Source organism: Serratia sp. CY81684, assembly GCF_052166595.1.
Lineage (GTDB): Bacteria > Pseudomonadota > Gammaproteobacteria > Enterobacterales > Enterobacteriaceae > Serratia > Serratia nematodiphila.
In genome coordinates, this window is sequence record NZ_JBJNOO010000003.1 from 1488090 (window position 1) to 1510178 (window position 22089).

22 protein-coding genes and 1 riboswitch are annotated in these 22089 nt (G+C 59.7%); of the genes, 11 read left to right on the forward strand and 11 right to left on the reverse strand.

The window, feature by feature from the left end:
* Positions 1 to 25 precede the first annotated feature (25 nt).
* On the reverse strand, positions 26 to 1036 hold the full coding sequence (locus ACJ8QF_RS14905; RefSeq protein ID WP_004937904.1) for a LacI family DNA-binding transcriptional regulator: 1011 nt from the start codon (positions 1034 to 1036) through the stop codon (positions 26 to 28).
* A gap of 318 nt (positions 1037 to 1354) precedes the next feature.
* On the opposite strand from ACJ8QF_RS14905, the gene ACJ8QF_RS14910 reads away from it, so the two are divergent.
* From ACJ8QF_RS14910 to ACJ8QF_RS14920, 3 genes are all read left to right on the forward strand, one after another.
* Positions 1355 to 2278 (forward strand): substrate-binding domain-containing protein, encoded by a 924-nt coding sequence (locus ACJ8QF_RS14910; protein ID WP_442537644.1) that lies wholly within the window; start codon positions 1355 to 1357, stop codon positions 2276 to 2278.
* Between the two features lie 66 nt (positions 2279 to 2344).
* Complete coding sequence (locus ACJ8QF_RS14915; RefSeq protein WP_312424142.1) at positions 2345 to 3520, forward strand: Gfo/Idh/MocA family protein; 1176 nt, start codon at positions 2345 to 2347, stop codon at positions 3518 to 3520.
* A gap of 10 nt (positions 3521 to 3530) precedes the next feature.
* Positions 3531 to 4472 (forward strand): sugar phosphate isomerase/epimerase family protein, encoded by a 942-nt coding sequence (locus tag ACJ8QF_RS14920; RefSeq protein ID WP_442537645.1) that lies wholly within the window; start codon positions 3531 to 3533, stop codon positions 4470 to 4472.
* Positions 4473 to 4508: 36 nt separating this feature from the next.
* Here ACJ8QF_RS14920 and ACJ8QF_RS14925 read toward each other — a convergent pair whose 3' ends face one another.
* Positions 4509 to 4907: a helix-turn-helix transcriptional regulator gene (locus ACJ8QF_RS14925; protein ID WP_442537646.1), complete on the reverse strand. Its 399-nt coding sequence runs from the start codon at positions 4905 to 4907 to the stop codon at positions 4509 to 4511.
* 149 nt (positions 4908 to 5056) lie between these two features.
* On the opposite strand from ACJ8QF_RS14925, the gene ACJ8QF_RS14930 reads away from it, so the two are divergent.
* Genes ACJ8QF_RS14930 through ACJ8QF_RS14945 form a run of 4 tightly spaced genes read left to right on the forward strand, consistent with a single transcriptional unit; the run spans position 5057 to position 8555 of the window.
* Complete coding sequence (locus ACJ8QF_RS14930) at positions 5057 to 5521, forward strand: MarR family winged helix-turn-helix transcriptional regulator (protein WP_015377885.1); 465 nt, start codon at positions 5057 to 5059, stop codon at positions 5519 to 5521.
* Positions 5518 to 7455: an FUSC family protein gene (locus ACJ8QF_RS14935; protein WP_442537647.1), complete on the forward strand. Its 1938-nt coding sequence runs from the start codon at positions 5518 to 5520 to the stop codon at positions 7453 to 7455. Before ACJ8QF_RS14930 ends, ACJ8QF_RS14935 begins: the two co-directional genes overlap by 4 nt.
* A 1-nt stretch (position 7456) precedes the next feature.
* The gene (locus ACJ8QF_RS14940; RefSeq protein WP_015377883.1) at positions 7457 to 7669 is read left to right on the forward strand and encodes a DUF1656 domain-containing protein; all 213 of its coding nucleotides are present in this window, start codon (positions 7457 to 7459) and stop codon (positions 7667 to 7669) included.
* A 7-nt stretch (positions 7670 to 7676) separates the two neighbouring features.
* The gene (locus tag ACJ8QF_RS14945) at positions 7677 to 8555 is read left to right on the forward strand and encodes an efflux RND transporter periplasmic adaptor subunit (RefSeq protein ID WP_118892030.1); all 879 of its coding nucleotides are present in this window, start codon (positions 7677 to 7679) and stop codon (positions 8553 to 8555) included.
* Positions 8556 to 8581: 26 nt separating this feature from the next.
* On the opposite strand, the gene ACJ8QF_RS14950 is transcribed toward ACJ8QF_RS14945, so the two are convergent.
* Positions 8582 to 9667, reverse strand: a complete 1086-nt coding sequence (locus tag ACJ8QF_RS14950; protein ID WP_015377881.1) for an NAD(P)-dependent alcohol dehydrogenase — start codon at positions 9665 to 9667, stop codon at positions 8582 to 8584.
* Between the two features lie 315 nt (positions 9668 to 9982).
* Between ACJ8QF_RS14950 and ACJ8QF_RS14955 the strand changes: the two genes are divergently transcribed.
* Positions 9983 to 10396 (forward strand): hypothetical protein, encoded by a 414-nt coding sequence (locus ACJ8QF_RS14955; RefSeq protein ID WP_004937885.1) that lies wholly within the window; start codon positions 9983 to 9985, stop codon positions 10394 to 10396.
* A gap of 60 nt (positions 10397 to 10456) precedes the next feature.
* On the opposite strand, the gene ACJ8QF_RS14960 is transcribed toward ACJ8QF_RS14955, so the two are convergent.
* The 5 genes from ACJ8QF_RS14960 to ACJ8QF_RS14980 all read right to left on the reverse strand — a co-directional run bounded on the left by ACJ8QF_RS14960 (position 10457) and on the right by ACJ8QF_RS14980 (position 16047).
* Positions 10457 to 11992 carry a phospholipase D family protein gene (locus ACJ8QF_RS14960; RefSeq protein WP_049188891.1) on the reverse strand — a complete coding sequence of 512 codons (1536 nt, stop codon included), beginning with the start codon at positions 11990 to 11992 and terminating at the stop codon, positions 10457 to 10459.
* An 86-nt stretch (positions 11993 to 12078) separates the two neighbouring features.
* Entirely contained in the window at positions 12079 to 12870 is a 792-nt protein-coding gene (locus ACJ8QF_RS14965) for an AraC family transcriptional regulator (protein ID WP_004937878.1), read from the reverse strand.
* A 356-nt stretch (positions 12871 to 13226) separates the two neighbouring features.
* Positions 13227 to 13544: a cupin domain-containing protein gene (locus ACJ8QF_RS14970; protein ID WP_015377878.1), complete on the reverse strand. Its 318-nt coding sequence runs from the start codon at positions 13542 to 13544 to the stop codon at positions 13227 to 13229.
* A 261-nt stretch (positions 13545 to 13805) separates the two neighbouring features.
* Positions 13806 to 14858 (reverse strand): NAD(P)/FAD-dependent oxidoreductase, encoded by a 1053-nt coding sequence (locus tag ACJ8QF_RS14975; RefSeq protein ID WP_154870393.1) that lies wholly within the window; start codon positions 14856 to 14858, stop codon positions 13806 to 13808.
* Between the two features lie 16 nt (positions 14859 to 14874).
* Positions 14875 to 16047: an MFS transporter gene (locus ACJ8QF_RS14980; protein ID WP_442537648.1), complete on the reverse strand. Its 1173-nt coding sequence runs from the start codon at positions 16045 to 16047 to the stop codon at positions 14875 to 14877.
* Positions 16048 to 16227: 180 nt separating this feature from the next.
* On the opposite strand from ACJ8QF_RS14980, the gene ACJ8QF_RS14985 reads away from it, so the two are divergent.
* A complete protein-coding gene (locus tag ACJ8QF_RS14985; protein ID WP_075684954.1) occupies positions 16228 to 17097 on the forward strand; it encodes a LysR substrate-binding domain-containing protein in 870 nt (289 codons plus the stop codon).
* Between the two features lie 36 nt (positions 17098 to 17133).
* Here the strand turns inward: ACJ8QF_RS14985 and ACJ8QF_RS14990 are convergent, their stop codons facing one another.
* The 3 genes from ACJ8QF_RS14990 to ACJ8QF_RS15000 form a co-directional block, all read right to left on the reverse strand.
* Positions 17134 to 17541, reverse strand: coding sequence for a DUF2000 domain-containing protein (locus ACJ8QF_RS14990; RefSeq protein ID WP_021503689.1), 408 nt, complete (start codon positions 17539 to 17541; stop codon positions 17134 to 17136).
* A 53-nt stretch (positions 17542 to 17594) separates the two neighbouring features.
* Positions 17595 to 18443 carry an AraC family transcriptional regulator gene (locus ACJ8QF_RS14995; RefSeq protein WP_015377873.1) on the reverse strand — a complete coding sequence of 283 codons (849 nt, stop codon included), beginning with the start codon at positions 18441 to 18443 and terminating at the stop codon, positions 17595 to 17597.
* Between the two features lie 71 nt (positions 18444 to 18514).
* Positions 18515 to 20395: a diguanylate cyclase domain-containing protein gene (locus tag ACJ8QF_RS15000; RefSeq protein WP_325961848.1), complete on the reverse strand. Its 1881-nt coding sequence runs from the start codon at positions 20393 to 20395 to the stop codon at positions 18515 to 18517.
* A gap of 175 nt (positions 20396 to 20570) precedes the next feature.
* Positions 20571 to 20646, forward strand: a riboswitch (Fluoride riboswitch).
* 40 nt (positions 20647 to 20686) lie between these two features.
* Between ACJ8QF_RS15000 and ACJ8QF_RS15005 the strand changes: the two genes are divergently transcribed.
* Both ACJ8QF_RS15005 and ACJ8QF_RS15010 read left to right on the forward strand, forming a co-directional pair.
* Complete coding sequence (locus tag ACJ8QF_RS15005; protein ID WP_325961849.1) at positions 20687 to 21652, forward strand: DHHA2 domain-containing protein; 966 nt, start codon at positions 20687 to 20689, stop codon at positions 21650 to 21652.
* 3 nt (positions 21653 to 21655) lie between these two features.
* Entirely contained in the window at positions 21656 to 22084 is a 429-nt protein-coding gene (locus ACJ8QF_RS15010; protein WP_004937850.1) for a hypothetical protein, read from the forward strand.
* Positions 22085 to 22089 lie beyond the last annotated feature (5 nt).

A 22089-nucleotide genomic window follows, 5' to 3' on the forward strand; every position in this document is an offset into this window, starting at 1 on the left:
GACGCCGTCACTAAAAGAAAAAGCCTCACGCCTGTTTATCTCCCAAATGCGACCGCCGAACCCGCAATTCCCCGTGCCTCCAGGCGCCGTCTGCCGTGGCGCGATTGTCGATCAGGCGATTCAAGGCTTCTTCAACCAGCCGGTCGATGCGTTGGCTATAGCTGGTCAGCGCCCAATTGGCTGAGCCGGCCTCATCGATATCGTCGAAGCCCACCACGGCCATCGCGGACGACGGTGCCGTTTGCCTGAGCGCTTCGAGCGCCCCCAGCGCCAGCACGTCATTCTCGCAGAACAGCGCCTCAACCCGCTCGCTTTCCGGCGTTGCCTGCAGGTATTCGCTCATCAGCTGGAAACCGCGTTGGCGATCGTAGTGGCCGGCGGTGAGCACCCGATCCAGCTGAAAGCCGGCGGCCATCAGCCTGTCGCGGTAGCCTTCCATGCGCAGTAAATGGCTGCTTTGCGTGTCCGGCCCCTTCATGTAACCAAAGCGCCGATGCCCTTGTTCTATCAGCAGCGCAGCGATCTCTTCGCCGGCGCGGTAGCCGTCGATATTGACCACATCAATGTGTTCGCTTTCCGTATTGCGGCACACCTGCACCAGCGGGATCTGATGCAGATCTTGCGCGATCGCCACCCACTCTTTGGTTAACACCGTCGCCAGGAACAGAATGCCGTCGACCTGCAGCTGATCGGCCATCGCCATCACCGCCCGGTAGTTTTCCCCCGCGGTGATGTTCAGCAGCAGCGCCATATAACCGCGAGTTTGCAGCTGTTTGGTGACCATATCGAGCATCATCATCGAATGCGGGTTCTTCATCTCGTCGATGGCCACGCCAATGATGTGCGTGCGTTTTTGCGACAGGCTGCGCGCCAGCAGGTTTGGCCGATAGCCCAGCTCGGCCGCCGCCGCCAACACGCTATCACGCGCGCTGTCCGAGATCGACGCGCCGGGCGTAAAGGCGCGCGATACCGTCCATTTAGAGACGCCAGCCTTTTCGGCGACGTCGCTGGCGGTGGCTTTGTGGTGTTTTTTCATGGTTGCGTCGATCCCTGCTTCGGTGAAGTTAAACTATACCCTGCTCGCTCAGATCCCCTAAGCGCCTGCCGGTATATCTGCTGCAATTATGTATCGCTTTTGCACCCGATTGCAATTTGTTGTGCAACCGGGTGCAAAACGTAAAGAGTTTGTGATCGTCCGCGCTGTTTTCACCTTTCCCCTGTTGACCAAATTTTATCCATGGCCGACATTCACGGTGGCATTCAGAGACTCATCGCCGTTTTTTCTTCTAATTTGCACCCGGTTGCAAAAAACGCTGTTTTTACATAACACCTCTCTTCTCAACAGGATACCGTAATGAAAAAAACCAGACTGCTGTTGATGTTAGCCTGCTCGCTGTTTGTCGTGGCCGCTCAGGCCAAGAGCTATCAGGTCGGCGTGGCACTGGCCAATTTCGATCTCAACTTTGTCTCCATCCTGCGCAGCCAAATGGCGCGAGAACTGGCTACGCAACAGCTGCAAGGCCAGTTCGTCGATGCCAAAGGCGATGTCGCCCTGCAGGTACAGCAGGTAGATGATCTGATTAATCAGGGCGTGGACGCCATTATCCTCAACCCGGTTGATACGCAAGGCGTCCAGCCGATGATAGCGGCCGCCAAACGCGCCGCTATCCCCCTTATCTTCGTCAACCGTAAACCCGAAGTGCCGCTGAGCGGCGCGACGGCCTACGTCGGCTCCGATTCGGCGCTCAGCGGCCGCCTGCAGATGGAGGCCCTGGCGAAAAAAATGAATTACCGCGGCAACGTGGCGATCCTGATGGGCGCCCTCTCCAACGAAGAAACCCGTGAACGCACCCGCGCGGTGGAAGCGGTGATCGCCAAACACAAAGACCTGAACGTGGTAGAGAAACAGACCGCCAAATGGCAGCGCAATGAAGCGGTCGACGTGGTCTCCGGCTGGTTGCTGAACGGCGTCCCGATCGATGCGATCGCCGCCAACAACGATGAGATGGCCATCGGCGCGATCATGGCGCTGAAGCAGGCCAAAAAGAACGGCGTACTGGTTGCCGGTATCGACGGCACGCCCGACGGCCTGCAATTTATCAAAAATGGCGACCTGGCGGTGACCATTTTCCAGGATGCCAAAGCCCAGGCGATCGGCGCGGTGCAAGTGACCCGAGCGATGTTGGATCGCGCCAAAACCGAGTCTTACAACTGGGTGCCTTATGCCACCGTGACGCGAGAAAACTACCCGCAATTTGCACAGATGAACCAGAAATAAACCGTTGCCACTCTCTTTTCAACCCGTTTTGCACCCGAGTGCAATACCACAATATCAGGAGTCAGCATGTTAAATGGTGAAAGAAGTATCCCTCGCCCGCTGCGTTGGGCGATGATCGGCGGCGGCCGCCTCAGCCAGGTGGGCTACAAGCATCGTTCCGGCGCACTGCGCGACAATACCGCCTATCGGCTGGTTGCCGGCGCTTTTGATATCGACGCGGCGCGCGGACGTGAGTTTGGCGTCAATCTCGGTGTGCCCGCTGAACGCTGCTATGACGACTATCAACAGCTGCTGGAGCAAGAAGCTAACCGCGAAGATGGCGTTGAGGTGGTGACCATCGCCACCCCCAACGGCACCCACTATGAAATTACGCGCGCCGCGCTGAGTGCCGGCCTGCATGTCATCTGTGAAAAGCCGCTGTTCTTTACCACGGCGGAGGCAAGAGAAATCAAGGCGCTGGCGGCGGAGAAAGGCCTGATCGTCGGCGTAACCTACGGCTTCTCCGGCCATCCGCTGCTGATGCAGATGCGCGCCATGATCGCGAACGGCGACATCGGCGAAATACGCATGGTCGAATTGCAGTACACCCATGGCTTCAACGCCAATGAAAGCGCGGACACGTTCGAGGCGCAAAAGTGGCGCGTCGATCCGAAAATCGCCGGCCCCTCCTTTGTGCTGGGCGACATCTCTACCCACACCTTCTACATCTCACAGCTGGTCATGCCCGACATGAAAATTGCCTCCCTGCTGTGCGATCGCCAGAGCTTTATCCCTTCCCGTGCCCCGCTGGAAGACAATGCCATGGTGCTGATGCACTACGAAAACGGCGCCGTCGGGCGCATGTGGGCCTCCGCCATCAACGCGGGCGCGATGGACAGCCAAAGCATCCGCGTGGTGGGCTCACGCGCCAGCCTGCAATGGAGTGATTCCACACCCGGCGAATTACGCTATGAGATCCAGGGGCGGCCCAGCCAGACGCTGCACCACGGCATGCCCTATCTGGACGACAGCGCGCTGGCAGAAGAGCGGCTCGGCGCGCTGCATACCGAAGGGCTGGCCGAATCTTGGGCCAATATTTACCTCAAGTTCGCCATCGCCATCAGCGCCAGTCAGCGCGGCGATCGGCAGACGCTGGCCGCGCTGATCTATCCGGATATCGATGCCGGATTGGAAGGCGTGCGCTGGATTGAAAACTGCGTTCGTTCCGCCGACAACGGCGCCACCTGGGTTAATTACCAATAAGGAAAGCACCATGAAACTTTCGTTCTGTACCGACAGCCTGGGCCATTTACCCTTCGAGCCGATGCTGGATCGACTGCTGGAGCTGGGGGTGCGCGGTGTGGAGATGACCACCGGCGGTTGGTCCCCGGCGCCCCATCTGGATACCGAGGAACTGCTGGCCAACCCCGCCAAACGCCGGCAGCTGCAGGAAGCGCTGGCCAGCCGCGGCATGGAGATCGCCGCGCTCAATGTCTCCGGCAATCCGCTCGATCCGGGCGAGCTGGGGCAGCGTCATCTGCGCCAAACCGACAATACGCTGGAGCTGGCCGGCCTGCTGGGGGTGAAGAAGATCGTGATGATGAGCGGCCTGCCGCCGGCCAGCCCGCATGACACCATCCCCAACTGGATCACCTATACCGTCAGCTGGCCGCCTACGGTGAAAAACTGCCTGGACTATCAATGGAATGAGGTGGCGATCCCCTATTGGCAGGCGCTGGTCGCCCGAGCCAAAGCGTGCGGCGTCGAGCGCTTTGCGCTGGAAAACTTCAGCGCCATGCTGGTGTGGAACCCGGAAACGCTGTTCCGGCTGCGCGAGGCCGTTGGCCCGATGGTGGGCCTGAACCTCGATCCCAGCCACTTGATCTGGATGGGCGCGGATCCCATCGCGGTAGCCCGCGCCCTCGGTCCCGCCATTCACCATGTACACGGCAAGGACGTGCGCCTGGAGCGCGGCGTCGTCGAGATCAACGGGCTGCTGGAGACCAAACCGATCGACGAGGTAGCTGGCCGGGCCTGGAACTATGTCGCCGTCGGCTGCGGCCGGGATCTGCAGTGGTGGAAGGAATTCTTCTCGGTGGTGCGCATGATGGGTTACAACGACTGGGTGTCGCTGGAAATGGAAGACTTGACCATGTCGGTCGATGCCGGCATCGACTCTTCCGTTCAGGCGTTGCAGCAGACGATCGGCCGGTAGCCTCAGGCGCGGCGGCTACGGCCGCGGCGCCCCCTTTCACTCCGGTTCACTCGCCCCGGCCGGCATTTGCCGCTGATACTGCGACGGCGACTGCGCCATCACCCGTTTGAAGGCGGTGCTGAACGCGCTTTCCGAGCCATACCCCAACGGGTAGACGATCGATGCGACGTTTTCTTTACCGGCCCGCAGGCGATCTGCCGCCTGCAGCATACGCCAATGCGAGAGGTATTCCATGGCGGTGCTACCAACCAGCCCTTTGAAACGTTGAGCGAATAGCCGGCGATGCGGGCCAGCTCTTCCAGCGTCCAGTTGCGCGCCGGCTCGGCGTGCATGGCGGCGATCGCCAGGCTGATCTGGCGCCGTGGCGTGAACGCGGTGAGGATACGGCCTTCCCCGGCGCCGCGATGAACCCCGTTCAGGCGCTGTAATACCCACCTTTCAAACGGGCTGCCTATGTAGCCCTTCTGTTTTATGTGACGACGTCACATATGTCTTGCCTTCTGTCTCTGAGTCGATTGTTTAAAATTAATTGCCAAAGCAACTGTTGCCATTTAACCTATATTCACTGTTTGCCGAGGTATTCCATGTCATCGAAAGAAAAATCCCTCTATGCCCTCACCAACGCCCTGCAACCGGTTCGCCGGGTGTGGAAACAGGCTGCGACGCTGGCGATCGCCAAATCCGGCATCTCCATGTCGTTGGCTACCGTCGTGGTTCTGGTGCATCGCAATCCGCAGGGCATCAATCAGCGCGATCTGGCGGAAGAAGTCGGCGTCAATCCCGGCGCGCTGGTGCGTCTGTTGGATCAGGCCGCCGCGTTAGGCTTCCTCGAGCGGCAGGAGTCGGCCGGCGATCGTCGGTTTAAAACCCTGCGCATTCTGCCCGCCGGCGCCGAGCTGGCTAAAAAGGTCGAAACCGCGGCCGATAAGCTGCGAGTCGAGCTGATGCACGACGTGCCGTTGGAAGATATTGAAACCGCCACGCGCATTCTGCGCCTGTTTGAAGAGCGCGCAGGCCACTATCTGCAACAGGCCGGCAATGAGCCATGAGAATCGGTAAACCGCAGCTGCTGTATGCCGTGAAACTGTTTATTTCCGCCATGCTGGCCTTCGCGCTGGCGGAAAGCATCGGCCTGCAAAATCCCTATTGGGCAATGGTGACCTGCTGCGTGCTGAGCAATCCGGTCAGCGGCGCTGTACGCGCCCGCGCCACCTACCGTTTTTGCGGCACGCTGTTCGCCGGCGTGCTGACGCTGGGCCTTTCGGCCTGGCTTAGCAACACGCCGGTGCTGTTGATCGTCGCCGCTGGGCTGTCATCGTCACTGATGCTGGGCCTCTCTTATCTCGATCGCACGCCGCGCGCTTACTTTTTCCAGCTGGGTGCCATCACCATGATGCTGGTCGCCATCGCCTACATCAATCACCCGGACACGATGTTCACCATGGTCGTCACGCGGGTGACGGAGATCTGCCTGGGTATTTTGGCGGTGACGCTGGTAGACAGCGTGTTGTTCCCATCGTCGCTGGCGCCGGTGCTGCGCACGCGGCTGAAAGCCTGGCTGTCTGACCTGGCCCGTTGGCAGGAGGACAGCCTCGACGGCAAGGGCGGCGACGCCCAGGCCGACGCGGACCGTATCCGTTTGCTGGGAGACATCGCCTCGTTCAATCAGATGATGACCACCCTTGGCTATGACAGTTCGGTCGATAAGCCCACCCGTCAGGCGGCGATTTCGATACAGCAACGCGTACTGCAAATCGTGCCGCTGCTCTCGGCCATCGGCAGCAGCATCGCCGCACTGCCGGTCGGTCTGCGCCCCCGCCTACAGCCGTGGCTGAATGAGGTCCGGCGGCAGGCCGTTGAATCCGCACCGCACGCTGCCCCCTCGGTGAGCTTGTTGCCACCCGCAGCGTCGCTGTCGCCGTGGGAAACGCTGATCGTCGACGAGCTGGCTGAACAGGTTGAGCAGTGGTTAACGCTGTGGGCCGAGGTACAGCAGTTGAACGCATTCCTGGACGGCGAGCCGCTGCCCGCGGCGCTGCAGGCGCAGATGATGCGCAGCCGCGTCTTCTCGCCGCCGCCGGATACCGGCATGGCGGTGCGCATGTTCGCCGGAATTTTGACGACCTACGCCCTGCTGTGCGGCCTCTGGTATTTCACCGGCTGGGAACAGGGCGCCAACATGGTGCTGATGGGGATCGTGGCTATCGCCTTCTTCGGTGCCGGCGACAATCCCGGCGCCACCATCGCCACTTTTGGCCGCTTCGCCACTATCGCTATGGTCCTCGGCGCCCTGCTTAGCTATGTGCTGCTGCCGCTGGCCGGGGATTACGGCAGTTTCCTGATCGTGATGGGGCTGTTTTTGCTGCCGCTCGGCGTGTGGGCGGCGAGCAACCCGTTGGCGACGTTGGCGATCGCCCTGTCGCTCAGCAACGTCAACTTTCAGGGGCACTATGCGCCGAACAATATGGGGTTGTATCTGGAAAGCACCACCGGCACGCTGATCGGCGTCTATTTCGCATTCCTGTGCGCCGCGCTGTTCCGGCGCTGGGGCACTGATCAAGTAGTAGCGCGGCTGATGCGGCAGGATGCGCAAGAGATGCTGCACCTCAATCGCCACATCACGGAGCGCGACTTACAGCGCTATCAGGCCCGCGCGTTGGATCGCATCACCGCGCTGGGTAGCCGCCTGGCCGTCGTTGGGCAAGCCGATCGCAGCCCACAGCTGTTGATGCGCTTAAAAACCGGTATCGACCTGATTCGTCTGCAGCAGGCCGGCGGGCTCACTCCTGGCGCTTCGCCGAACGCCGGTCTGCCGGCGGCGTTCCGCCAACTTTCTCTGCACGCCGAGGCACCCTCCGAGCTGCTGGGCCAGATCGACGCCGGTCTGCAACAGGCCTGGCGGCAGAACGATCGGCGCGCGCTGCGGCCGCTTACCCGGCTACGGCTGCTGCACTTCCCCACGGCTTTGCACTGGAATCCCTGACATGATCGGTGAAATCAACATTGACGGCGTATTCATCTCGCCCTTGCTGCTGTGCCTGGTGTGCGCGTTCTTCTCGCGCATGGCGCTTTCCTGGACGCTCAACGCGGTGGGCATCTATCGCTGGGTCGCGCAGCGCCCGCTGTTCGACACCGCCCTGTTTCTTATTCTGGCCGGGCTGTTTTTCCACGGCCTGAAATGGCTTACCACCCCCTGAGGCCCCCATGTTTCGTGAACGTACCCTTGCTCTGCTACGCCCCGCGCTGACCCTGATTGCCGTTTTGATCGCGGCAGGTGTGCTGTGGCAGCTTTATCTTTATTACACCTACGCCCCGCAAACGCGCGACGGCAAGATCCGCGCCGACGTGGTGCCGCTGGCCACGGATGTTTCCGGCAAGGTGGAGGCCGTGCACATTCACGACAACCAGATGGTGCATAAAGGGCAGCTGCTGCTCAGCCTGGACAAAGTACGGCTGCGCAACGCGCTGGATCAGGCCGAGGCCGCCGTGGAGCGCGCCAACGTCCAGTTGGCGTCATCCCAGCGCGAAAACCGGCGTTATCAGGCGTTGCAGTCGGCTATTTCACAACAGGAACGCGACAATCGCCGCGATGCCCAATCGCTGGCAAAGGCCAATCTGGATCAGGCCCTGGCGGATCGGGCGCTGGCGCGCATCAACCTGCAGCGCGCCGATCTCTATGCGCCGGTGGATGGCGTGATCACCAACTTCTCCCTGCGCCCCGGCGCTTACGCGACCGCCGGTCAGCCGATCATGGCGTTGGTGGATTCCAACAGTTTCTACATCGCCGGATACTTCGAAGAGACCAAGCTGGGCCGCATCCAGAACGGTGACAAGGTGGTGATCCGCATCATGGGGGAACGGCAGCCGCTGTACGGCCACGTCGACGGGCTTTCCGCCGGCATCAACGACAGCGAGCGCACCACCGCCGCCGGCACTCTGCTCGCCAACGTCAACCCGACATTCAGCTGGATCCGTCTGGCGCAGCGCATCCCGGTGCGCATCGCGATCGACACCATTCCCCACGGCGTCGAGCTGATCGCCGGCCGCACGGCGACGGTCAGTCTCAAGGATAACGGGGAATAATCCGCCGCTAACCGTATCGCTGGGCTTTATGGCGTGATGGCCAACTTAATCACGCCATCGCGTTTCTCCGCGAACAACGCGTAGGCCTCTGCGATATTCTCCAGCCGAAAGCGATGCGTCACGAACGGCCGGAGATCCAAACCGCCATGCTGGATGACGTTCATCATTCTGCGCATCCGCTCCTTGCCGCCGGGACACAGAGCCGTACGGATCGTATGATCGCCCAACCCATAGGCAAGTGCACTCACCGGCAGATGGAGGTCTTCGCTATAAACGCCAAGGCTGGATAAGGTGCCGCCGGGTTTTAACACCCGCAGCGCTTGGTTGAAGGTGGCTTGCGTCCCCAAACACTCGATGCTGGCGTCCACACCACGCCCCGCCGTAATCTTGAATATTTCATCAATCACATCGGTTTCCTTGTAATTCAGCAAGACGTTTGCCCCCATCTTTCCCGCCATCATCAGCTTTTCGGGAGAGCTGCTGATGGCAATAATCAGGCTGGCGCCCTGCAGACGAGCGCCCGCAGTGGCGCATAAACCGATCGGCCCCTGGGCGAAGATGGCCACCGTGTCACCAATTTTAATGTTGGCATTTTCCGCGCCTTTAAAACCGGTAGACATCACATCCGGGCACATCAGCACCTGTTCATCCGTCAGACCGTCCGGTATGAGCGCCAGATTGGCTTCAGCATCAGGCACCAGTACATATTCAGCCTGGGTACCATCGATAACATTGCCGAAGCGCCAACCCGCCGTGGCTTTATATCCGTGGCAACGGCATTCCGGCAAATAGGCTCCGTCCTGGGCAGGAAATCCATCCTGGCAGGCATAGGATGTAAAAGAGGGGCAAATGGCGCCGGCCAACGCCCGCTGCCCTTCATTAAAGCCTTTAACATTGCTCCCGAGCTTTTCTATAATCCCAACCGGCTCATGACCCACGGTCAATCCGTGAGGCACGGCATATTCGCCCTTAAGAATATGAATATCGGTACCGCAGATTGTCGTCGTGGTTATTTTGAGCAAAGCATCGTTGGGGCCAGGAGAAGGAATCGGCTTTTCAATGAGTTCTATTCTCCCCCTGTCGATAAAGGCGGCGGCTTTCATCATGCGCATGGTGGAAGATCCTTTGGTTTCTGTCGAGGTAATTACAAGAAAGAATAATCAAAACGGTTATTTTTTCTATTTTAATTTCTTGTGAAGTAATCACTTTCATCAATAGTTCCAATAGCGAAGTAAAATAATAAATATAATTAACCGAAGAATTAACCCCACCCCGACAAACTATTTACCTTCATATTTTCGAGTAGAGCATCGCTTAAGAAAAGAATGGTTAACACCCTAGCGAAAGCCGCATAATTTCTCTTTCTAAATACCCTGCGCTAAGCGAAAATATGCGTTATCTGATTGATAGAACATGCAGGAAACGCCATGTCACGATTCACCCTCATTCCGCTGAGCCTGGCACTTGCCGGCTGCGCGCCATTGCAACCTGATGGCTGTGAAAAAGCCGGTGCGGTGAACGATTGCGTCTATGCCTGGCGTGCAGGCAGCAATGTTCCAGCGGCAAAGCAACCGCCTAACCTGGGATGCGACGGCCAAGTCTTTTATGAGCGGCCATACTATTCCGCCTCTGCGAAGGCTGAAAAACGTGAAGGCGAAGTGAGCGCAACGTTTGATGTTGATGATAAGGGTAAAGCCAGAAATATCGTACTAACGGGCACCCCGGAATTCTATCGCGACACCAAAAGCGCTATCGCACGCAGCTGCTGGATACCAGGCAGCGTTAATGAAACAGCGTTGTTTACTTTTAAACTCTCTGGTGATGCTGAAGCCAACCGATAAGCGCAGGATAGGTTCCCTTGCAACGGTTGACTTAACGGGTGTCGGCGGCATTCGCCGCCCTTACAACATCCACTCGATCGGCAGCCAGCCGGCCACGGTGAGAACGATGCGTTTTACCCAGCCGGCGCCGGGTTCTTGCTGGTGCACCTCGGTGTGGCCGTCTTCGAAGGCTTCGTTCCACACCATTTTACCCTTGGGCGTCAATGTCGGCCGATAGGCGGCGTACTCGAGCGGGCCATCAAACAGTTGGCGGGTGTCGGCCGCCAGCGTCGGGCTGTCGATCAAAAAGCCCATTTCGCAGTTCAGGTGCGCCGAGCGCGGATCGAAATTGAACGAACCGATAAACACCCGTTTGTCATCGATGGCGAAGGTTTTCGCGTGCAGCGCCGCGCCGGACAGCCCCAGCGGTTTGAGCTCCTTGCGCCCCGTCGGTTGGCCGGCGCGCAATTTCAGCTCGAACAGCTCGACGCCCGCCTTCAGCAGCTCACGTCGGTATTTGGCGTAACCGGCATGGACCACCAGCACGTCGGTGGTGTTCATCGCGTTGGTCAGCACACGGATGGATTTCCCCTGTTTGGCAAGCGATTCAAAAAAGCTCGCCCCTTCCCGGCCCGGCACGAAATAGGCGGAAACCAGCTCCAACTGCTGGTTGACGCCGCCGATGATCTTGCTGAGCTGCGTCACCATCAAACGATCGCGCGACGCTTTGCCCAATCCCTTCGCCGGATCGTCGGCCACCAGCTCGACCTGGGTGAATTCCGGCTGCACGGCGCCATCGCGAAAGCGCACCGCACTGGTTTCCAGCTGCACCGCCAGTTTGCGGGCCCGGTCACTGCTTTCGGTCGCGGTGGCCTGCGTCAGGAAAGCAGGAAGATTGCCTTTGCCTCGGATAATTTGCTCAACGCCAAACACCGAAGCGCTGTTCCAGTAGCGATCGAAGACCTCGGCGGTTTCCGCCACCACGTTACCGACGCTCAACACGTCGAGATCGAGGAAATAGTTTTCGTCGCCGACCTGGAAATACTCGTCGCCGATGTTGCGGCCACCGATGATCGCCACAGCGCCATCGACGATATAAGACTTGTTATGCATGCGCCGGTTCATGCGCATAAAGTCAAAGGCGTAGCCGGCCAACTTCGGCGTGCGCACGGTTGATGGGTTGAACAGACGGATCTCGACGTTTTCCTGGGCGTTCAGCGCCGCCAGGGTCTCGTCCATCGCGACGCCGTTATCGTCCAAGAGCAGCCGCACGCGCACGCCGCGCTGGGCGGCGTCATACAGGGTTTTCAGCAGGATCTGCCCGGAGGTATCGTTATGCCAGATGTAATACTGGGCGTCGATCGACCTTTCCGCCATTCGCGCCAGCGCCAGGCGGCTGGCGAATGCATCGTGGCCGCTGACCAGCGGCACCACGCCGCTCAGGCCGGGATGCGCCGCCATCTGTTCGGCGGCTCGCGCCGGCAATAGCGCGGCAGGATCCGCCGGCAACGCCGCCTGCGGCAGACGCTGCGAAATATCCGGCAAACGAAAGAGGACTCTTGCCGCAATAATGGCGACCGTCACGGCGAGAATCAGATACACGACAATTTTTATCACGGGACGCGGCCTCGGAAGTTGACTGCTTTGCTTTATACGTCATTAGGTTGCTTCAATCTATAGGAGAAGCGCGCTATGCCATAAGGCTATAGCGTAAAGCGCGAAGGCGAAACGCCAAACAGTTTTTTGAACGCCACCGAATAGGCGCTGTGACTCTCGTAACCGCTTTCGAAGGCGGCGTGGATGATCGAGTTGCCGGCCAGCAGCAGCGGAATGGACGACAGCAGCCGCAGGCGTTGTTTCCACTGGCCGAAGGTGATGCCGGTTTGTTGGCTGAAATGGCGTTGAAAGGTCTTTACGCTGATCGACAGTGAATCGGCCCAGGCCTCAATACCGCGTTCGTCGGCCGGCGTGATGACCAACTGCCGGCAAATTTCGGCCATTCTCGCCTCTACCGGCCAAGGCAGATGCAGCGCCAGCTGCGGCTGCAGGCTCAGCTCCTCCAGGAACAACGCTCTGAGCAGCGCATTGCGTTTGGTCTCCGCCCCTTCAGGCGCCAGCGTCGCCAACTGGGCGATCAGTTCTCGCAACAGCGGTGAAACCTGTAATACGCCGTCGCGCAGCGGCAAACGCGCGGCGGTGATTTCATCGACCAAAATCCCGTAAACGCAGATGTTGCTCTGCATGACGATCTGATGTTCTACCCCCGGCCGCAACCAAACCGCGGTGGTGGGCGGCACGATCCAGCGACCGCTGCTCGCCTCGACCGCCATAACGCCCTGTTGCGAATAGAGCAAATGACAGCGTTTATGCGAGTGGTAAGGAATGACGAAGCCCGCCGGATAGTGTTTCACCAGCCCCGTCACCTCGAACGAGGAATTTTCGTGGCTGCTGAGGTCAATGCGTTTCGTTTCGGCGTTGTCGACTTCGAATCCCATGATCGTTTGTCCCTTTTGATAACGCGAATGTCTTTTATTTGATAGAGGGAGCGCATGATCCTCCATATAGTGACGTTCTCGCAAGCCACACCAGGGGCCTTATGCGAAGAAACTCACTATTTACACCAAAATTTCATCGTTCTGCGTAAAACGGAGGCGATGACGTTGCGCATGCGCTGCGCGATGGCGGCTCGTTGCGGGGGCGACGCGGCCGAAAGTGATGGAGAGGGAAAGCGCGGTGGCATAATCAGGAGGTGTACGCATCAATCAGCAGGTAGCTCGGCCTGGGGGACGGCTTACTGCTGAAGGGATAAGGAGAGCGCCTAGGCTCTCCTCCATCCAACGTTGTTATCTCATCAACGGGCCAACTCGGCGCCGTCCAGCTCGGAAATCGCCAGACAAATCACTTCCGTGATGGCCTGTACCGTATAAGCGGTATTGGCAGGAATGATCAACATCTCATGGGGTTGCAACGTCTGATCGTCAACCTTCAGTTCACCGCTCAGCACCATCAGTTTCACCCAGCCCGGATGAAAACGCGCCGGTTGCCGGCTGCCCGCATCCAGCTTCAGCAACGCCGTATGGCCAGGCGTCTCCCGTTTCAAAATGTGAAAGTGTACCCCATCGTAAGGCATGTTTTCGTAATGCAGTGACGCCAGTGTTCTCTTATGCATGGTAAGTGTCCTCGTGACCGGTGAGTAGCTGCTCCGCCTTCGGTCGCCGTAGAAACGATTGGCGGCTGTCCCTACCGAAAGCACAGGCTCGCAGCCTCTTGGCGAACGGATTAACTGTCGTACTTGCAGCGGCCCGATCGACCGCCGTTTCATGCCTAACCTGCCTCAGGCATGCTAATAAATATATAAGAGCCTCGCCGACGGCGCAAAAAACCGCTGCAACGTTGAGCGCATTACGGTGTTAATCCGTAGCCGGAAAGATTATCTAGCAGCCCGATCAGTGAATCGCGCCGGGCGGTAGCCGCGAGGAATGGCGGGATTAACGCCGTGCAGCAGCTCGTCGCTGACCAGCCGACCCAGCGTCGGAGCGCACATCACGGCCGGATGCATCACCGCCACATAGAGACAGGTGGCGCCCAGCGGCCCGAGGATGGGATAACCGTCGCGCGGCCTGGGGCGCAGCCCCACCGAACACGTCTGCAGCTGCAATGGCGCCGAGCCGTGCAGGCGGCTTTGAATCGCCGATTGCGCGTCCTCTTCCACGTGTTTGACATTGCCGCCAGCGGGATAATCCTCCGCCGCGAGCAGATCGCCATTTTGCGCATGACGCACTTCGATGTCGTCGCCCGCAATCAGCGTGTTCACCGCCTGCGCCGCCGCGTGATAGCGCAACAAAATTGCCGGCGACGCCTCGATCGGCAACGAGAATTCGCTGCCGTCCAGCAGCGCCGAGATCCCCGTACCGCAGGCGAGCACGACCCGTTCGGCGGCGATCGCGCCCTCATCGGTAACGATGCCGGTTATCTGCCCACCGGCTTCGCGCAGAAATCCGCTGACCGCACGACCCAGAAGCAACTCGCCGCCCAACGCGCCTACCCGTTCGAGCAGCCGCTGTGTCACCTCTTGCGGATCGACCGCGCCATCGCGCGCCGCAAAATAGGCCTGGCTATCGGGCCGCCTGAGCGCCGGCTCCAGCGCCATCACCTCGGCTAAGGACAGACGCCGATTGTCGGGGTTTTGCGTAGCCGGTGCCTGACCATAGCTGAGCGCGCCGGACCAATTCACCCACAATTCCGGGATCTCCTGCGTCAGGCGCATCCAGTCAGCCACGATCTCGCGCCGCAGAAACGCATCGGGAGCGCCGTCAGGTACGCCTTCGCTGATCCAGCCGAACGAGCTGCCTGTGGCCCCCGCCGCGGGATACACCTGCTCAACGACGATAACGCGCTGCCCCTGACGCGCAAGATGATAGGCGATCGATGCCCCGACAATCCCGGCGCCCACGATAATAATGCGTGATGATGTTCCATTCATTAATGATGCCCGTGCCTCATTTCAAATGTTGTCGCCAAAGCAGCCATGCCGCCAAACAGGCTACCCCGCCGCCGCAGGCCAGCACGGCGTAAGACGCGCCCCAACTGTGGGTGGTATCCATCACCACGCCAAAGGATAACGGGGCGAACGAACCGATGCCGAAGCCCAGCAACGATCGCCAGCCCATCACGCTGCCAAGCTGTTGCGGCGGCACGTTGTCCGCCATCGCAGCCGACAGCACGCCGGAGTCGCCGAGGATGAAGAAACTGCCGATGCTGACGATAAGCAGCGTCCAGCCCGGCCCCCAGTTCGCCGACCATCCCATCAACAGCGAACCCAACGCGCCGGCGGCGCCCATAAACATCAGCACCGACGCGCGATTGAAATAGTCCGAAACGGTGCCGACAATCAATGTAGCCACCATGCCGGCCAGGTGGATCACCGCCGCGACGATCAATCCGGCGCTGAGCGGATCCAGAGAGAAGCCGCTCAACGCCTCGCTGACCAGGCTGGGTGCCCAGGCCCAGTTGCCGAGCAGCTCCCAGCTGTGGGCGATATACCCGATCAGCAACAGCAGGGTCGCGTAGGTGATAGCATAGCTTTCACGTTTCGTCTTCCTCCCCAGCGTGCGCGGTTGCGGTTCCCGATAACCGACCAGGGCCAACGATCCCGCCAGCGCTCCCAGTAACGCACCGGCGGCGCACAGAGAAAACGCCACGCCTGCGCCCCAGCGCATGGCGCTCCAACCGGCGATGAAAACCGACAGAAAATACCCCAGCGAACTGGCCGTCAGCACCATGCCAATGGCATAACCGCGCCGCGCCGGACCGTTCATCCCCATCGCCAACAGCAGCGCCGGCGTATAAGCCCCGCCCTGCGTCAAACCGACGAAGGCCATCAACACCAACGCGCCGAGATAAGAATGGGCAAATACGGCGAACAGCATCAACGCAGCGGCGCCCAGCCAGGAGAACAGCAGATAAACCCGGCGCGCGCCCAACGAATCGCACCACCAGGAGGCCACCAGCAACGCCAGGGCGTTGGTCAGGCTGAACACTGTCTGCACCGTACCGGCGGAGGCGGCGTCGAGCTGCCACTCGCTCCTGATGGTCGGCAATGCGCCGGCGAACATCATGGTGCCCAGGCAGAGGCCTGCCCGGCTTACGCAAAGCAGAAAGAAAGCTCGCATCTCAGCGCCGCCTCCCTGTCCATCGATGGGTGAGGATGACTCGACTAACACGGGCGACAGGCGGGGAAAACGTCAGCATGACACACTCACAGACAAGGGAGAATGCGCCATAATAATGAGCAAAATCAACGGCTGACAAACGATCTTTCGTCCCTCATTTGGTTGAGCTAAACTCAACCTATGAAAAAAGTTCACTCCCTGCCACACCTGTCCGCATTCGAAGCCGCCGCCCGTCTGGGCAGCTTCAGCGCCGCTGCGGATGAGCTGTTTCTCACCACGGGCGCAATTAGCCGCCATATTCGCAGCCTGGAAGCACAGCTGGGGATCACGCTGTTTTATCGCGCGCACAAGTCCGTGCGGCTGACGCCGGCCGGTGAGAATTTTTCGCGCACCGCGTCTCGGGTGATAAGCGAATTGTTTGCAGCGGAAAGCGCGCTGAAAGCGAGCGCCGGCCGGCAGCGGCTGGTAGTGCACAGCCTGCCGACGTTTACCATGCACTGGCTGATGCCAAAGCTGGCGGCATTCAATGAGATACATCCGGGGATCGCGGTTGATATCACCACCAGCACCGGCGCCGTCGATCGCAATACGCCGTTTGACGTGGCGATCCGGCGCGATCCCGCGCACTTCTCCGGGCTGAAGGCGATCCCTTTCCTGCAGGAAGACAGCTTGCTGGTCTGCAGCCAGAGCTATTTGCGCGCCATGCCGGTCAGTGCGCCGGACAAGCTTGGCGAGCATACCGCCATCCGCATTCGCGCCCGGGAAGATTTATGGCACAGCTGGCTGAATACCTACCCGACGGCGCTGGACGCCTCACCGCCGCCGCTCACGCTCGACCATACCTTCGCCGCCATTCAGGCGGCCGAAGACGGCCTGGGGCTGGCCGTCGTACCTTACCTGTTCTGCGCCAAACATCTGTCGTCCGGTCGGCTGGTGTCGCCTTTCCCGGCGTTGACTATCCGAACCGGCGTTTACTCCCTGCTGCTGCGCGATCGGGACGATGAGGTCGTGAGAAAATTCGCCGCCTGGCTGCAGACGTTCCAGGCCTAAGCGCCGTATTGGAAGCGCACCGCGCTAACGGTATTCTCAGGCGTGGAGCGTCAGCCCTTTTATCGCCTTATCCACCGCTTTCTTCGGCCCGCGCAGCGCCAGGCCGACCAAGTCCAGGTTGTCCGCGTTTTCAGCGAGAAAAACCTGCCGGTTGGCTTCATCGTGCCCGGTCGAGAACATGGCGTGCACATAGGGGATCAGCGTCAATTCCCGTTCCAGCCCTTTACGATGCGCATTTTGCAGGCCCGGCAGATCCGCGGCGAAAATCAGCATCGGCTGCCCGGAAATGCCGCCGTAGCGTCTGCCTTGCGCGTCCACGTAACGCTCGCCGATGATCTCCGGGGCCGCAGCGGCGATGCCCGTCGCCAGAAAGGCCACCACGTTCAGCCGCTGCCAGGTTTGCAGATCGTCACGCACGATAAACGCTATCTTGGTATCAAACATGTTTCGCTTTACTCCGTTGTGCTGTTAAAAGCACATCATCGGCGATGAGCGAGTCAGCGGTATAGAACGTTTGTGCACTGGCGTTGATAGGCCGCCGGCGATAAACGGTAGGCGCGCCGGAACCAGCGGCCCAAATGACTCTGGTCGGCAAAGCCTACCTGCATGGCGACCTGCGCCGGCTCTTCCCCCTGCGCCAGTAACAGTCGCGCGGCACGCAGCCTCAGCCGGATCAGGTAAGCATGCGGCGACTGGCCGAAAGCGCGGGTGAATTGGCGAGTCAGACGGAAACGATCCAGGCCGCACTGAAGCGCAAGTTCCTCCAGACTGGGATTATCCGCCATGTGCTCGTGCAAGTAGTCCCGTAAACGATTCATCTCAATCAAAGCGTCATCGCTTTGGGACGTTGGCCTGACGCGTATATGCCGCGCCAAAAGCGTCAGCAGTTGGTCCAGGCTTTGATCGCGCGCCAGCCGGCCTTCCCTCTGATGCAACGCAAAAAAAGCCTGTTGTATCGCGGTCGCCAGCATCGGATCGTCGGTCAACGTGCTGTGAAAGGCGCCTTCCAGCACTGAGGCGTCCCCTAATCCGCGGCGCTGCATCGCGTCGGAGACCCAGCGCTGCGGCAGATAAAGCATCGCATAGGTAAACCCTTCGGCCTGCGGCGCATGGCCATCGTGCACCGCGCCCGGCTCGATCAGCATGGCGCGCCCCGGTCGGCTGGTATGCAGCGAGCGGTGGCAATTGAAACGCTGCAAGCCCTGCTGCGTGACGCCCACCAGCATTTCATCATGATCGTGAGGATCGTAGGCATGCCCCTGAAAGTGGGCGTTGACGCTCTCAATACCGGTTTCGTCATCGCGCCGCAGTTCGAGCCAGTCGGTATGTTGATGATTTGACGCCATGCAATAAATCCGGAGTTCTGCTCACAGGAAAAGAAAAAACAGCTTACCCTGAGACCGCCACCGTTGCACGCTCACAGCTCGCAGATGGCATAAGTCCCCTTTCCGGCCGATTTCGCCTGATACATTGCGCCGTCGGCGCGGGTCAGCAGCATCTCCTCCGTCACATCGCCGCGTGGGGAAATGGCCGCGCCGATGCTGGCGGAAAGCCGTACCTTCTGCGGCCCGATCTGCGTAATTTTGGCCAGTTGCGCCAACACATTTTCGCAAAATTCGCTGACTTCGCGCTGCGGATCCGTCAACGGCCACAGGATCACCGTGAACTCGTCACCGGCCAGGCGCGAGACGCTGTGGTGCTCGCCGGCGCAGGCGCTGAGCAATGTGGCGAATGTCTTCAGAATCGCGTCGCCGAAGTCATGACCATAGCTGTCGTTAAGGGTTTTGAACCCGTCGAGATCGATAAACAACAGCGCCATCTGCCGCTGATGGCAACAGGCCTGCAGCGTGCCCGACAACCGGCGCAGAAACGCGCGGCGATTGGTCAATCCGGTCAGCATGTCGTGGGTTGCGTCATATTCCAGCCGCTGCTGCAGCCGCTTCAACTCGGTAATGTCCATCGACAGAATGTAAAACCCCTGCGCTTCACACGGCACCAGCGTGGTGTGGATCATCAGCAACCCCTTCTGGGTCTGGAGCTCATTCTCGAAACTCACCATTTCGCCCGCGAGGGCCCGTTCGATCATCGGTTTTGCTATCCGATAAACGCTTTCCCCCATGAAATCGCGCACCGTCATTTCTCTGAGACTGGACTCCTCCAGCCCGAACCAGGTTTTGTAGGCGCTGTTGGCGAACAGGTAGCGTTCATTGCCGTCGATCTGGCTGATTAAGGCCGGCATGTTGTCGGTAATGGCGCGCAAACGCTCCTTCTCCGCACTGAGCTGACATTCGGCGAGCACCCGGGTTTCAATCTCTTCGTTGAGTTTCTTGACGACCACGTTCAGCTCTCGCGTGCGGATTTCGACGCGTTGTTCAAGCTCGTGTTGCAGAGCGAACAGATCGGCCTCCGCCGCCTTGCGCTCGCTGATATCGACGATAACCGAGATGAAATGGTCCGGCTTGCCGTTAGGCAGCCGGTTTAACGCCACCGTCAGCTGCACCCAGATGATCGAGCCGTCGGCGCGGAAATAACGTTTCTCCAGCGAGTAAGTGCTGATCTCGTTTCTCAGCAGCTGCTGCAGTTTTTCCAGATCGGTGTTGAGATCGAGCGGATAGGTAATGTCCTGAAAGGTGCGATCCATCAGCTCGCGCTCGGAATAGCGCAACATTTCGCAGATGCGCGGATTGACCCGCAGCCAATACCCCTGCAGCGACACCAGCGCCATCCCTACCGCCGCCTGGGCGAAGGTCTGTTCGAACAGGGCTTCCGAGCGTTGCAGATTGGACTTCAGGTTTTCGGTATAGACGTGGCGTTCAATGCTCTGCAAATACTCCTCCACCACGGCGGCGAAATCGTGCAGGTCAGCCAGTTGTTCCGGGGAAAACGGCTGCGGCTGGCTGTCGATAATACACAGGGTACCGAGCGGCACCCCGTCGAGCGACAGCAGTGGCTGCCCGACGTAAAAACCGATCCGCGGCCCGCCAATCACCAGCGGATTATCGAAAAAGCGCGGGTCTTTGGCGGTATCGGGCACCACCAGCGCTTCGCGTTGCAAGATAGCATGGCCGCAAAACGAGATATTGCGCGGCGTTTCCCGGGCATCCAGACCGTAACGCGATAAAAACCATTGGCGATCCCGGTCGATCAGCGACACCAGCGCGATGGTCACGCCGAAGTATTTCGCCGCCAACCGCGTGATGCGATCCAGTTTTTCCACCGAGTTTGAATCCAGCACGTTCAGCGAATGCAATACCGACAGGCGTTCGGCTTCGTTTTCGGGGAAGCAGGGTTCGAGCATGTTGTCTCCCATTGTGTCACCGACGGACCCGGCATAGCCGCGTGAGTCCGTTCAGCGTTTCCGTCGATTAGCGGCAAATATCCTTGTCCATCATAGACTCACTCAGTATCAATCCGATTGCGCATTCTCGCCAGCTTTGCCAGGCGTTGCGTTTGTCACCGCGCTGCGCTACAGTCGTTCACAAGGTGATGGTGTTCCACCTTTCCCAACCGCCGCGTTCGCTCGAACCGGATGATGACGCCTGATATACAACTTCGCTTTATTTTTTAGGCAGGTATGTCAGGAGTCGCTATGAATGAAATCTCACGCTTTACCCCTTTTCCACTCCAGCCCGATGCCGACGCGCGGGAAATGCCGCTGTACGTTTTCGGCCATAAAAATCCCGACAGCGACAGCATCTGCAGCGCGCTGGTGGTCGCGGACTGGCTCAATCACCTCGGCAAACCGGCCGTCGCTTTCCGCCTTGGCGAACTGACGCCGGAAACCCGCTACATACTGGCCGCCGCCGGCGTACAAGCGCCTCCGCTGCTGAAAGGCGATCTCCGTGACCGTAAAGTCTGGCTGGTCGATTTTACCGACGTCGAACAAGGGCCGGCCTCATTGCCCGACAGCGATGTGGTCGGCGTTATCGACCATCACCGGCTGGGCACGTTAATCACCCGCAACCCGCCCGATGTCTGGGTTCGCGCCGTCGGCTGTTGCGCCACCGTGATCCTGCAGATCCTGGCGGCGGAAAGGCCGATGCCGCTTTCTTCCGCCCAGGCCACGCTGCTGCTGGGCGCCATTTTGAGCGATACCGTCGCGCTGAGCGCGCCGACCGCCACCGAACAGGATCGGCTGGCGGTCTCGCGGTTGCGCGCAATTTCTCATGTCGACTATGACGCCTTCACCGCCGGGCTGCTCGCCGCCAAAACCGATCTCTCGGGGCAATCCGCCGCGCAGTTGCTGCACCGCGACGCCAAGAATTACCGCATCCAGAGCGTCTCGCTGCTGCTGTCGCAGATAGAAGTGCGAACCATGAGCGACATCGATCCACTGTTGCCCGCACTGCAACAGGCGCTTGAACACGCGAAGCAGGAAGCCGGGCTGGAGATGGCCGCGCTATTGGTCACCGATATCACCTGCCGTCGCTCCACTCTGTATTTCTCGCCGAACCGGGTGCTCGACATTCGTCAGGTGTCTCTGCCCGGCATGACGAGCCGGAAAAAAGAGGTTTTACCGTGGTTAACCCGCCAGATCGCTAACGCAGGGAGATAAGTCATGCCGCTCTACCAACATGCTTTACTGCTGGTACAGGATGAACGCGACGGCCGGCTGCTGTTGCATCATGCCGAACGCCTCAATCAGCAGATGAATACGCGCATTACCGTGGCGCACATCAGTGCCGACTATGCCGAGCTGGACTACCTCAGCGATTCGCTGACCAAAGATCGCCAGTCCAGCGAGGTGATCGCCGCCAAGGCCATGCTCAGCCGTCTGGTGGAAGACTGCTCAATCCCCCTGGAGGTGCGCGCAATTGTCAGTATCCATCGCTTCAAAGACGTCGAAGCCCTGATTGCCCGCGAAGGCGTCGATCTGTTGCTGTTAGGCCATCAGAACCGTCCGTTCGGCGTCTTTTCCTCCTTCGGCTTCGAATTCATTAACCATTTGTCCATCGACGTGCTGATAAAGCATGTGCCAACTCCCTAGAATGA